This window comes from uncultured Marivirga sp., from assembly GCF_963974845.1.
GTDB classification, from domain to species: Bacteria; Bacteroidota; Bacteroidia; order Cytophagales; family Cyclobacteriaceae; genus Marivirga; species Marivirga harenae.
This window is the reverse complement of the sequence record NZ_CAXBEQ010000002.1, coordinates 302,487-315,529: the sequence shown is the minus strand read 5'-3', so window position 1 is coordinate 315,529 and position 13,043 is coordinate 302,487. Positions and strand designations below refer to the sequence as shown.

Annotated in this window: 8 protein-coding genes; 4 read left to right on the top strand and 4 right to left on the bottom strand. The window is 36.8% G+C overall.

All coding sequences use genetic code 11. The features are described from left to right. The first annotated feature begins 1 nt into the window (after position 1). Positions 2-1,789: a glycoside hydrolase family 15 protein gene (locus AAC601_RS05865; RefSeq protein ID WP_303270994.1), complete on the top strand. Its 1,788-nt coding sequence runs from the start codon at positions 2-4 to the stop codon at positions 1,787-1,789. Between the two features lie 63 nt (positions 1,790-1,852). Continuing rightward, a complete protein-coding gene (locus AAC601_RS05860; protein WP_340152748.1) occupies positions 1,853-2,605 on the top strand; it encodes a zinc-dependent peptidase in 753 nt (250 codons plus the stop codon). A gap of 476 nt (positions 2,606-3,081) precedes the next feature. On the opposite strand, the gene AAC601_RS05855 is transcribed toward AAC601_RS05860, so the two are convergent. Further along, a complete protein-coding gene (locus tag AAC601_RS05855) occupies positions 3,082-3,624 on the bottom strand; it encodes a hypothetical protein (protein ID WP_340152747.1) in 543 nt (180 codons plus the stop codon). A 248-nt stretch (positions 3,625-3,872) separates the two neighbouring features. On the opposite strand from AAC601_RS05855, the gene AAC601_RS05850 reads away from it, so the two are divergent. Further along, the gene (locus AAC601_RS05850) at positions 3,873-4,553 is read left to right on the top strand and encodes a hypothetical protein (protein ID WP_340152746.1); all 681 of its coding nucleotides are present in this window, start codon (positions 3,873-3,875) and stop codon (positions 4,551-4,553) included. A 445-nt stretch (positions 4,554-4,998) separates the two neighbouring features. Next, on the top strand, positions 4,999-6,480 hold the full coding sequence (locus AAC601_RS05845) for an aminotransferase class V-fold PLP-dependent enzyme (protein ID WP_340152745.1): 1,482 nt from the start codon (positions 4,999-5,001) through the stop codon (positions 6,478-6,480). Between the two features lie 50 nt (positions 6,481-6,530). On the opposite strand, the gene AAC601_RS05840 is transcribed toward AAC601_RS05845, so the two are convergent. From AAC601_RS05840 to AAC601_RS05830, 3 genes are read right to left on the bottom strand one after another with little or no spacing between them, the layout of a single operon-like run. Beyond that, entirely contained in the window at positions 6,531-7,130 is a 600-nt protein-coding gene (locus AAC601_RS05840; RefSeq protein ID WP_340152744.1) for a lipoprotein signal peptidase, read from the bottom strand. A 2-nt stretch (positions 7,131-7,132) separates the two neighbouring features. Then, positions 7,133-10,495 carry an isoleucine--tRNA ligase gene (gene ileS, locus AAC601_RS05835; RefSeq protein ID WP_340152743.1) on the bottom strand — a complete coding sequence of 1,121 codons (3,363 nt, stop codon included), beginning with the start codon at positions 10,493-10,495 and terminating at the stop codon, positions 7,133-7,135. A gap of 2 nt (positions 10,496-10,497) precedes the next feature. Continuing rightward, positions 10,498-12,936 carry an MMPL family transporter gene (locus AAC601_RS05830; protein ID WP_340152742.1) on the bottom strand — a complete coding sequence of 813 codons (2,439 nt, stop codon included), beginning with the start codon at positions 12,934-12,936 and terminating at the stop codon, positions 10,498-10,500. Positions 12,937-13,043 lie beyond the last annotated feature (107 nt).

Below are 13,043 nucleotides of genomic sequence, written 5' to 3'. Positions count from 1 at the left end.
AATGCAAGAAAGACATACCTACGACCTTGGAATGATAGGCAATTGTGCTTATTTGGCACTTATTGGAAAAGATACGGACATCAAATGGATGTGTATGCCCCGTTTTGACAGTTCCTTTATTTTTGGCAGTCTGATTGGCGGGGAAAAAGGAGGAGAATTCTCCATTAAGCCCACTTCAGAAAACTATAAAATAACACAAGACTATATTCCCAATACCAATGTATTGGAGACCGTAGTGGAAACTGATGAATTTGCATATAAAATAATTGATTGTGCTCCAAGGTTTCGTCAGTTCGACCGCTATTATCGGCCTCAGATGTTGATCAGGAAAATCGAGCCATTGAGAGGTTTACCCCAGCTCAAAGTGGTTTGCAATCCAGTAGGAGATTACGGACAGAAAAAGCTTACTAGAGAAAGAGGTAGCAGTCATATCCGATATTTTGGGTTGCCAGAGACTTTAAGGCTCACTACCAATATTCCAATTAATATGGTGATGGATAGCAGTCCTTTTGTGCTTACTAAAACCCGCTATATGGTGATGACATATGGTGCTCCTTTGGAAGCAGAATTGCAAGAAACAGCTGAAAATTTTATAAGCAAAACTATTTTCTATTGGCAAAATTGGGTGAAATCTACAAGTATTGGTCAACATTATCAAGAACAAGTGATACGGTCTTCTTTGGCACTAAAAATCCATCAGTATGAGGATACAGGTGGAATTATAGCATCGCCTACCATGTCATTGCCCGAGTCACCAGGAAGTACTCGAAACTGGGATTATCGATATTGTTGGATGCGTGACACTTATTATACTCTTACAGCCTTCAATAATATCGGTCACTTTGAAGAAATGGAGAATTACTTTCTATATCTCACCAATATTCCTATGAGAGGAAAGGAAAGAGTTCAGCCTCTTTATAATTTGGTTGGGGAGAGTACCATTATTGAAAAGGAGTTGGATTTGCCAGGTTATTTAGGAAATCAACCCGTGCGAGTCGGAAATGATGCTTATACTCATATTCAGAATGATGTTTATGGACAGATTTTGTTAGCGATTCTTCCTCTATATACGGATAAACGCTTTGCCAACATGGAAAAGTCTCAGTCTGCTTATTTGCTCAAAACAATTTTAGAGAAGATAGAATTTACGATGGATGAGGCAGACGCTGGTTTATGGGAATTCAGAAATCTGAAACAAAAACATGCTTATACCCATCTTTTTCAGTGGGCGGGTAGTCATGCAGCAATGAAAATAGCTAAAGAAATTGGTGAGATTGAGCTTGGCAAAAAAGCAGAAAAATTACTAAAACAGGCCGCGGCTCACTTGGAGAAATGCTATGCGCCAAGCAGGAAGGCTTACGCTCAAGCAGAAGGCGTAGAAAGAATGGATGCAAGTACGCTCCAGCTCATTATGATGAATTATATGCCGCACAATAGCCAGAAAGCCAAAGATCATTTGAAGGCTTTGGAAGAGGATTTGAAAGTAGGAAAAGGGCTATTTTACCGGTATAAGCATGCTGATGATTTCGGAGAACCAGAAACTACATTTTTGATCTGTGCTTTCTGGTATGCTGAGGCCCTCGCCTGCGTAGGCAGAACGGAAGAGGCTATGGAAGCATTTGAGGAGGTAATTGGCTATTCAAATCATGTTGGATTATTGAGTGAAGATGTGAAATCTTCAGATGGCTCTATGTGGGGAAATTTTCCTCAGGCATACAGCCACGTGGGATTGGTAAATGCAGCATATAGAATTAATAATAAATTGGATAAACCAGATTTTTTGCCATAAGTTTTGATTGATAATATTTTTTTAGCGATTGCCTTATTATTCCCCTTATTGATTGTTCTTCTTATGTTGAAGGCTGTTAGGGATGTAATTAAGGTAACATTAAACTACTTCGGTATTTTCGGACTAGGTCGATTGAATCAGGAGCAAGTAAGGAAGCTGAAGAAATATTCTCCATATTTTAGGCAACTCAAATTAAAGTATCAGAAAGAGTTTATTTGGCGTGTGAGCCAGTTTATAAGTGCCAAAAAGTTTGTTTCTAGAGGAATGGAGGAAGTAACCGATGAAATGAAAATTGTGGTCGCAGCTCTGTCTGTTCAAATAACTTTTGGTCTGCCTCGAGTATATCTCACACATTTTAAGAAAATTCTGATTTATCCAGATAATTATTACTCAACGATTAATAATCAATACCATAAAGGAGAGGTGAATCCTCGCTTTGGAATTATAGTCTTGTCATGGAAGAATCTCGTTCAGGGAATAGCTGATGAAACAGATGGTGTTAATTTGGGAATACATGAATTAGCTCATGCCATCCATCTTGAAAACAGGATTTCTAATCATGAATATGGTTTTTTGGATGAGAAATTATGGAAGAAATATTATAGCCTTGCTGAATTTGAGATGTTTAAAATTAAAGAAGGAGATACTTCTCTTTTCAGATCTGTAGCGGCCATTGACCATCATGAATTTTTTGCAGTACTACTCGAAAACTTTTTTGAAAGACCCAAAGCCTTGAAAGCCTACAGCCCTGTATTGTATGAAAAGACAACTAAGTTGTTAAAGCAAGATCCTTTAAAATTGCTTTTGAATTACTAAAGAAGCTAAACGATTAATAAGTAATAATGAGTACCACTAAAATGAACCCTAATGGATGGTTAAGAATTTTAGGAATTAGTATACCTTTTTGACTTTCAATTATTTTCTTTCAGTATTTGTTTGGTTATACCTAGCGGAGCCTCTTCTTATTCTTTAATTGAGCTTGAACTACATAATGATACTCTATTGAACCGTGGAGCTTTCGGATTTGAAGGCTCTTACTTAGCAATAATTGCACATTTAATTGTCATTATTTGTATATGGAATTATTTTAATGCTAGGGCAGGAAATGGCAAACCACCTGAATATTGCTAAGTATTGTTTTGAGAAAAATTATAAATAAGGATGCGTATTCAAAGGAATTTCAACCGATCGTAGTTGTCTTATAGCTTGGATTATGAATTTGGATCAGGAGATACAAAAACTGTTTCATGTTATAATGTTAAGAATATGTAGGAAGAGCATTTCTAATTTACTTAATCCCGACTATCCATGAGATAAGGATTGTGTAGCTCTAAAGATCCTGAAAATAAGGTGCCATCCCTATCCTTTCCATTGAAGCTCATTTTGAAATAAGATGGATCATCTGCATATTCAAGATTGACCTTTCCAGTTTTTAATACGATATATTCTTCTGCCTGCATTTTGTCAATTCTTCTGAATTTGAAGTTAAGAACGTCATTGTCTTTTCCAGATTCAGACTTATAAATATCTAACATTGTTTTAGGTTTCTCTTTCTTGGCACCTAAATCAAAGTTGTGAATTTTACTATTGTATATCTTCGTTGAAAGAATAGTGATCTCGGCTATAGTGCCATCACCAGTTGGGTTTACTATATAAACAACAATGCCTTTTTCTTGAAAGGACAACCTGGAATCAGTTCTGGTCATGTCATCGTACAGATAGCTTTCTCCAGCTATTTCTAACAAAAGTTTGCCCGAGAAATCTGCTTTTTTCTGGCTAGCCGCTGAACCAAATAAGATTAAAATAAATATAATGTATATACTTTTATTCTTCATGAGCTATGCTTTTAATTAAAAGACCTAAGGAGAACATAATTTAGTAAAAAAGTCATATAAAAAATAATTTACTTCAAATTGAGAGGTTTAATGACTTTTGCTAAAAAAATCGAGATCGCTTTTTCCAAAAGAAATCCTAATAGAATCTTCAATAAACTTTTGTTAAGCCGTAGGTTTCGTAACTTTGTACTTTAGAATACGGATAATACCATTATTCAAGGCACAATAAAATATTAATAAACATTACAATGGGTACAGTGGAGAATAAGAACGAGGGAAATAGCAGTACATATGAAGCACTTAAGACATTATATTATTCTGGTAAGGTAAAGCCTTCTCTCAACAAGATTATACCAGCATTAGAGAATGACCCTAAAGACAAAGACCTGACCCTTCTAGTCTGCCAAGTCCTAGAAAGAGCGAAGGATTTTGATCGTTTATCTACCTATGCGGATGATTTAATAAAATTATCTCCTAAAATTTCAGATGGGTATTACTATAAAGGAGTTGCCCTCCAATTTGTGAAAGGAAAAGAGCAAGAAGCACTTAAAAACTTTAACACAGCTTTAGAAATAGATCCAGAAAATTTGCTTTGCCTGAAAAGTAAGGCGACTACGCATTTGTTACTTTTCAAAGATTTCGATCTACCCATAAAATTTGCTGACAAACACAGGATAAAGGCCGAAACCTCCTTGCTAAAAATTGTAGAGTTGGTTGAAAAAGATGAGAATCCATCTTATCAAGATTTATATATCTTAGCAGAAGTAAATATGATGATGGATCAAGCACTTAATGCTAAAATGTTTTACTTGAAAGCAGTAAATGCGTATGAGGAGGCAGATGCAGCCGAACAGGATAAGAATATTTATAAGGATATCATTAAGGCTCAGAAAAAATGTATAAAGCAGTTGGAGAAATTTACTGAATAATTAGCATTATCTACTAGAAAAAAATGGCGGTAAGTTAAGCCTAATATTTTTTTGGTATTTGAGCTATTATTTCAGTAATCCCTATCATGAGCCCGGATGAATATAGAGATATTAAATTCGAAAAACCCATGCTTGAAAAATGGGAGAAAATATAGGATAAGACCAATGAGATTAAAGCATTAGATTCAGCAGAATAATTTTCCCAAACTAGAGATTAAGATTAAGGAGAGTTGCTTTAAGCTTTTGTCCAGATTCCATAACGATTTGCGTGCTACTCCATAACTATTTCCATTTCAAATAATTTTGCCATGGAGCGTTTTTTGACAGGTTTCAGCCTGTTTAAATGATTGTTAATGTTCAGGAAAAGCCATATCTTGCTACTAAAGTAAATTTTCAGAAATATTTTAGAACAGAAATATTTGAAATAAAGATTTCTTAAATCAGAATGGAACAATATTTTTCAAAATATCGCAAAGGAATTATTGGTTATGACAGTTTTATCAGGACTCCTAATCATGCTTCGATCCCGCTCGTTTATGCTGATTGGACTGCAAGTGGTCGTCTATATTTACCCATCGAAGAGCGATTGAGAAAAGAATTAATGCCTTTTGTGGCGAATACACATACAGAAACCAATTACACAGGCTCTTTGATGACTATTGCCTACCATCAGGCTCAGGAAATCATAAAATCACATGTAGGAGCTCATAAAGAGGACGTTCTTATTTCCTCAGATTCGGGAATGACTGGGGTAGTGAATAAATTTCAGAGAATATTGGGCCTAAGAATTCATGAATCTTTCAAAAATTCTATTCAAATCAAAGAAATAGATAAGCCTGTAGTATTCATAACGCATATGGAGCATCATTCCAATCAAACAAGTTGGTTAGAAACTATTGCAGATGTTGTTGTTGTTCCGCCAAATGGAGATGGCCTCGTTTCTTTAAATAATTTCAAGGAAAAAGTAGCGGAGTATGGCCATCGGAAATTAAAGATTGCGGCAATAACTTCTTGCTCAAATGTAACTGGAATTATGACGCCCTATTTTGAAATTGCAAGTTTGATGCACCAAAATAATGGTCTTTGTTTTGTGGATTTTGCTTGTTCGGCACCCTACGTTGATATAAATATGCATCCTGAAGCCCCCGTAAATAGTGATCTGGATGCTATCTATTTTTCACCCCATAAGTTTCTTGGCGGACCAGGGACCACTGGGGTTCTAGTATTCAATAGGCGACTGTATTCCAATAATGTTCCTGATAATCCAGGGGGTGGAACAGTAGATTGGACCAATCCATGGGGAGAACATAAATATTTAGAAGATATTGAAGCTCGTGAAGATGGAGGAACCCCAGCCTTTCTCCAAACCATAAAAGCTGCCATGTGCATGCAATTAAAAGAAGAGATGGGAGTTGATAATATTCAAAAAAGAGAGAATGAAATTTTGGATATAATTTGGCCAAAGCTCAGTATTATTCCCAACCTCCACCTCTTAGCAGCTGATCATCGAGACAGATTAGGAGTCATTTCTTTCTATATAGATGATCTCCACTACAACTTGGCTGTGAAAATGCTTAATGATAGATACGGAATTCAGACCAGGGGAGGATGCTCATGCGCTGGAACCTACGGCCATTATTTGCTTCATGTAACTCAAGAAAATTCGAAAAGTATAACAGATAAAATAGACGAGGGGGATTATTCATTTAAACCTGGATGGATTCGATTGTCGATTCATCCAACACATACTAACTCTGAAATAGAATTTATGCTTGGTGCTATAAAAGATCTAGCTGAAAATCATGAAGAATGGAGCAAAGAATATGAGTTCGATACCACATCTGGAAATATCTTCCATTCAAACAACCAGGCTTCTATGGAATTACGAAATAAATTAAGCACTTTTTTCTCTAAAGCGTTTGCTTAGATTATCTATTAACTTGAGGGATTAATTATTATTACTTGAATTTTTTTTCATTAGCCCTCAGCTACATCATTCTTCACCGCCTTAAAAAATTTCTTTTGAAAGATTAAGATTACGGCTACTCCACAGAAAATTGCTGCGTCAGCTATATTGAAAATCGGCCAAAGAGAAATATAATCTCCGCCCCAAAATGGTATCCATTCTGCAACTCTTCCTTCCCAGATGTCGATGTAGAACATATCAACTACTTGTCCGTGGAACCAGGGGGAAATGGCATTGTACGGAGCGTTATCCAACCAAATTCCATAAAACATACTGTCTATTAAATTCCCAATTGCACCTGCTAGAACAGCCGCCATGCTCCATAAAACGCCCGGATGAGTTTTATCTTTTGCCAATTTGTAAAGGTAGTAGGCAATGAAAAACATTGCCACTAGGCGGAATAAAGTCAAACCTAATTTGCCGTATTCAGAGCCAAATTGCATGCCAAAGGCCATTCCTGGATTCAGCGTATAATACAATTTAAACCATTCGCCAAAGACTTCAATCTGTCCCGCAATGCCCATTTCCATATTAAAATGTACCCAAAGCTTTACCACTTGGTCTAGGGCTATTAAAAAAAATGTCAGTAAAAAATATTTTGTGTATTTCACTTTTATTGGTTTTTCACCACTAAAGACAATTCAATTTTCAAATCGTCTATTTCTAATTCTGTGGTTTCGGTTAAATTTTCAGCCAAATCTAATGAAACTGCCTGAGTTTCGGAACAAATGTAATCTTTGTTTTGCGAAATGGCTGCATCCACTAATTCATTTCCTTTTTTTACCGCAACAGCAATCTTATCTTGAACTTCTAATCCTTTTTCTTTTCTTAAGTTTTGAATCCTGTTCACCAAGTCCCTAGCCAGTCCTTCTCTTCGCAAATCATCATCTATGCTGATGTCCAAAGCAACAGTTATGCCAGCTTCTGAAGCCACTGACCAACCTGGAATATCTTGTGAAGTAATATCTACATCTTCCAAAGTTAATATATGAACTTCTCCATCCAATTCAATTTCAAAAGCATTATTTTGCTCTATTTTAGCGATTTCTTCCTGTCCCCATTGGCTAATAATTTGCGTTACGGCCTTCATTTTAGGGCCAAAATGCTGTCCAAGTTTACGGAAATTAGGCTTTATATTTTTCACCAAAACTCCTGAAGCATCATCTATATATTCAATAGATTTTACATTTACTTCAGAGATGATTAAATCCTCCACAGCTTCAATTTGATGACGCGTTTTATCATTTAAAACAGGTACTAAAATTTTATGAAGCGGTTGTCTCACCTTTATTTTCTGTGCTTTTCTGATGGAGTGCGTTAAGGAACTGATGTGCTGCGCCAAGAACATTCTCTCTTCCAAATCTTTATTAATGACTTTTTCGTCAGCTTGAGGGAAATTCACCAAATGCACTGACTCTTCAGTCATTCTTGCACTCACTTTATTCAAGCTCTGGAATAAGTTGTCCATATAGAAAGGTGCGATGGGTGCACTCATGATAGCAATACTTTCCAAGCACTCATAAAGTGATTGATAAGCTGCTTTTTTGTCTTCATTGTATTCGCCTTTCCAGAAGCGCTTACGGTTCAATCGAACATACCAGTTACTTACATCATCCTGAACGAAATCCTGGATTAAGCGAGCAGCACGAGTTGGCTCATAATCATCATAAGCGGCATCAACGGCTTTTTTAAGAGAATTTAATTTAGATAATATCCAACGATCACTTTCGGTACGATTCTCCAAAGGAATATTGTCCCCTTCAAAAGTAAAGCCGTCTAAGTTGGCGTAAAGCGCAAAGAAGTTATAGGTGTTTTGGAGCGTTCCGAAGAATTTTCGCTGCACTTCCTCAACTCCTTGCAAATTAAATTTTAGGTTGTCCCAAGGATTGGCATTTGCGATCATATACCAACGTGTTGCATCTGGACCGTACTTCTTCAAGGTCTCAAATGGATTGATGGCATTGCCCAATCTTTTAGACATTTTGTTACCCTCTTTATCCAATACCAATCCGTTAGCTATAACATTTTTATAGGCTACCGAGTCAAATAGCATTCCTGATATAGCATGCAAAGTAAAGAACCAACCGCGGGTTTGATCGACTCCTTCAGCGATAAAATCTGCGGGGTAATTTTTCTCAAAAGTCTGGTTATTTTCAAATGGATAATGCCATTGCGCAAACGGCATAGCACCTGAATCAAACCAAACATCGATCAAGTCTGGCTCACGAAACATTTTCTGACCAGATGGACTCGTTAAAATTACGTCATCCACATAAGGTCGGTGCAAATCAAAATCTTCAGCAAGTTCTTCCTGCATAAAACCAGCTTTTACAGACTTTACCACTTCGGCACTTAATTCATCCATAGAGCCTATGCATATTTGCTCTTTTCTATCTTCTGTTACCCAGATTGGCAACGGAGTACCCCAATATCTTGATCGGCTTAAGTTCCAATCCACTAAGTTTTCCAACCAATTGCCAAAACGACCTTCACCCGTTGAGGCTGGTTTCCAGTTGATTGTTTTATTTAATTCCACCAATCGGTCTTTCATTGCTGTGGTTTTGATAAACCAAGAATCTAATGGGTAGTATAAAATTGGCTTATCTGTTCTCCAACAATGAGGATAGGAGTGCTCGTATTTTTCTACTTTAAAAGCTTTATTATCTTCTTTTAACTTGATGGCAATGAGAACATCAGTAGGTTTGAAATCAGGGTCATTACGGGTGGTATCGTCATAATACTCTTCCTTCACGTACTTTCCTGCAAAATCCGTCACTTCATTTACAAATTTGCCTTGCTTATCGACCAAGGGAACATCTTTGCCTTGTTCATCCTTCACCATGACAGCAGGTACATTATTCTGCTGGGCTACTTTAAAGTCATCAGCACCAAAAACTGAAGCGGTGTGCACGATTCCGGTACCATCCTCTGTAGTTACAAAATCACCAGGGATTACTCGGAATGCATTTTGCGCTAAATCTTCTGAAGTAACATAAGGCATCAATTGTTCATAGCGGGTTTCCACTATATCTTTTCCCTTGAAAGTTTGAGCAATTTCATAAGGCACTAACTTATCACCTTCTTTGTAATCCTCAAGTTTTAAATCTTTAGCCTTAGCGTTAAAGTGCTTATTGACCAAGTCTTTGGCCATGACCACAGAAACAGGCTGAAAGGTATATTGATTGAAAGTTCTAACCTTTACATATTCAATTTTCTCACCAATAGCTAATGCACAATTCGAAGGCAAAGTCCATGGGGTAGTCGTCCAGGCAATAAAGCGAACATCTTCATTTTCTTCTTCAAATAAGAAAGCTGATTTGTCGTCCTTTTTTACAGTAAACTGAGCCGTGATGGAAGTGTCTTTTACATCCCGGTAGCATCCTGGTTGGTTTAATTCGTGTGAACTTAAACCAGTTCCTGCCGCAGGGGAGTAGGGCTGAACAGTATAGCCTTTATACAATAAATCTTTATCGTAAAATTTCTTGAGCAAATGCCATAAGGTTTCCATGTATTTGCGGTCGAAAGTGATGTATGGATCATCTAAATCAACCCAATAACCCATTTTACGAGTTAAGTCATCCCATTCGCCCTTGAATTTCATGACTGCTTTTCGGCATCTTTCATTGTATTCGGCTACGGAGATCTTTTTGCCAATATCTTCTTTTGTAATGCCGAGCTCTTTTTCAACCTGCAGTTCTACAGGTAAACCATGAGTATCCCAGCCACCTTTTCTTTTTACCTGAAAGCCTTTTAGGGTTTTGTATCGGCAGAAAATATCTTTTACAGCACGCGCCATCACATGGTGAATTCCAGGTGTGCCATTAGCAGATGGTGGCCCTTCATAAAAAGTAAAAGTGGGTTTCCCTTCGCGGGATGTCATCGATTTTTGAAAAATATCATTTTGATTCCAAAATTCTAAGACTTCATCTGCCAGCTCGGCATAATTCAAGTTTTTGTATTCTTTATATTGACCCATTTTCATGAATTTTTCTGTCCCTCAGGCTTATAAGGAACTTTAGGTTCTGCTTTTTTAATTCTTTTTAAATTGATTTCTTCATCTTCGGACTCCAGATAGAACTCATCATCATATTGTTCGATAAGCGGGTGGCTTCCTTTTCTTCTTTTTCCATCATCGAAAGTCAGTAAAAGAGAGGGTAAAACCAATAAGTTGGTAAGCATTGCTACCAGTAATGTTGTAGAAGTTAATGCTCCCAAAGCAACGGTGCCACCAAAACTTGAAGTCACAAAAATTATAAATCCGGCAAAAAGTACAACTGATGTATAAATCATACTCTTGCCGGTCTCTTTTAATGTCTTGGTTACTGCCAATGGAACGAAGAAATTATTGGCAAATAATTCTTGCCTGTATTTTGCTAAGAAGTGGATAGTGTCATCCACAGAGATACCGAAGGCTATACTAAATACTAAAACTGTACTTGGTTTTAGCGGTACGCCTAAATAGCCCATCAATCCGCCCGTTATTAATAAAGGAATAACATTAGGGATTAGGGACAGGATTATCATTCTTATATTTTGAAATAAAACACCCATTACAAGTGCTATTATCAAAAACGCGATGAATAGGCTCATTCTCAGATTTTCGACCAGGTATTCATTTCCTTTGATAAAAATTGGCGTTGTCCCCGTAATCTGAATATCAAAATCTTCACCTTCAAAAATATCATTCATACGAGGTTTGATAGACTCCTCCAAAAGTGCATTCATTTTATCGGAACCAATATCTGCTATTTTAAGCGATATTCTCATTTCAGATAGTTCTTCATTGGTGAAATTACTCATGACAGATATATTTTCTTCATCCTGTTGAAGATATCGCATGATGAAATTATAATCTCTGGAGTTTGGTAAATCGTAGAAAGCAGGATTTCCATTGTAATAAGCCTGCCTAGCTGCTTTCACCATATCTACAATTGAGATGGGTTGACTAATAGCCGGGATGCTATCAAGAAATTCTTCAAACTGATTTACTTTTCTCAGTGTATTTCTTTGCACGATACCTCTTTTATTCTTGGTATCAATAATGATTTCCATAGGCATAATACCACTGAAATTCTCTTCGAAAAAGCGTAAATCCTTAATGGTCTTACCGTCTTTTGGGAGATCATCCACCATATAACTGATGGAATTCAGTTGAAATCCTCCGATAAAGGCAGCAATCACAATTACTACTGTGACGAAGTAAATGACAGTTCTATGATAATGAACAGACTTATTAAGCCATTTCAAGGCGTAGTCTGTCATTTTGAAATTCATATGTTTCAACTGCTTTCTGCCAGGCTCCGGCAGATAAGAGAAAACAGCTGGTATAAGAATTATGCTGACGATGAAAGTGGCAAAGATATTTACACCAGCAACTATACCGAACTCTTCCAATAGTTTTATTTCCGTAAATGTTAATACTAAAAATCCAACAGCAGTCGTGAAATTCGTAATCAAGGTAACAATCCCGATTTTACGTGTAATGGTACTGATGGCTTTAATTTTATTGCCATGCTCTTCAAACTCCTGATGATATTTGTTGAGCAAATATATACTGTTGGGAATCCCAATGACGACTATTATAGTGGGGATTAAACTCGTGAGAATAGTGATTTTGTAACCCAGCAGATCGAGAGTACCAACTGACCAAATAACCACTGAGAAAATTACTAACAAAGGAAATAATACGGCATCCCAAGAACGGAAGAAAGCCAATAAAATCAAGGCTGTCACTATAACGGATAGAACCAATAATTGAATGATTTCCTGACGGACTTTGCTCATCATGGTCGAGCGAACAAAAGGTAGACCTGCATAATGCAGCTCAATTCCAGTTTTTTCTTCAAATGCGTCCCCGAGTTGTATAATGTCTGACATTAAAGTCTGGCGGTCGGGAGAGTTGAAAATCTTCTCATCTAATGTCAAAATAACAGCAGTTGCTCCGTTTTCTGCATTTAGCAATTGAGAAGAAAAGAATTTTTGGCCTTTAATTTCATTCAATAAACTGTCTAAAGTTGCTTGATCTTTTGGCAACTTGTCCACCATCGGTTGCATTTCAAATTTCCGTTCTTCAGTATTTTTTTGAAGTTTTTGAAAATTCGCAATTGAAAGGATGTTATTGACCCCATTAATATCTTTTAAAGCTTTTGAGAGATACTGAAGTCGAGCAAAGTTTTCTGGCGTATAGAGGGCACTGTCTTTTATTCCCAAGGCAAGGATATTGTCATCTACGCCAAATTTTCTCTCAAATTCTTTTAAGGCTTTATAGTCTTCATCGGCTTCAGGAACCAATTTTGCCAGATCATAATCCAACTCAACATTTCGGGCACGGTAGCCCATAAAGATGGTCACCAATGCCAAAATGATGATTAGAGGCAGTCGATATTTTATTACGTTATGCGCTAGTTGTGTCCACATATTTTTAAACAAGCCACAAAGGTAATGATTTTTCCAGTCGAGGCACTTTAAAAACCATGCTTTTCAGCTTAAATGTAGTATTTTTATGAATTTTAAATTTAGATTAT

What these genes read in the sequence shown, in the direction of transcription:
- AAC601_RS05865 (WP_303270994.1), top strand. Translation starts at nt 2, where the DNA reads ATGCAAGAAAGACATACCTACGACCTTGGAATGATAGGCAATTGTGCT.
- AAC601_RS05860 (WP_340152748.1), top strand. Translation starts at nt 1,853, where the DNA reads ATGTTGAAGGCTGTTAGGGATGTAATTAAGGTAACATTAAACTACTTC.
- AAC601_RS05855 (WP_340152747.1), bottom strand. Translation starts at nt 3,624, where the DNA reads ATGAAGAATAAAAGTATATACATTATATTTATTTTAATCTTATTTGGT.
- AAC601_RS05850 (WP_340152746.1), top strand. Translation starts at nt 3,873, where the DNA reads ATGGGTACAGTGGAGAATAAGAACGAGGGAAATAGCAGTACATATGAA.
- AAC601_RS05845 (WP_340152745.1), top strand. Translation starts at nt 4,999, where the DNA reads ATGGAACAATATTTTTCAAAATATCGCAAAGGAATTATTGGTTATGAC.
- ileS (WP_340152743.1), bottom strand. Translation starts at nt 10,495, where the DNA reads ATGGGTCAATATAAAGAATACAAAAACTTGAATTATGCCGAGCTGGCA.
- AAC601_RS05830 (WP_340152742.1), bottom strand. Translation starts at nt 12,936, where the DNA reads ATGTGGACACAACTAGCGCATAACGTAATAAAATATCGACTGCCTCTA.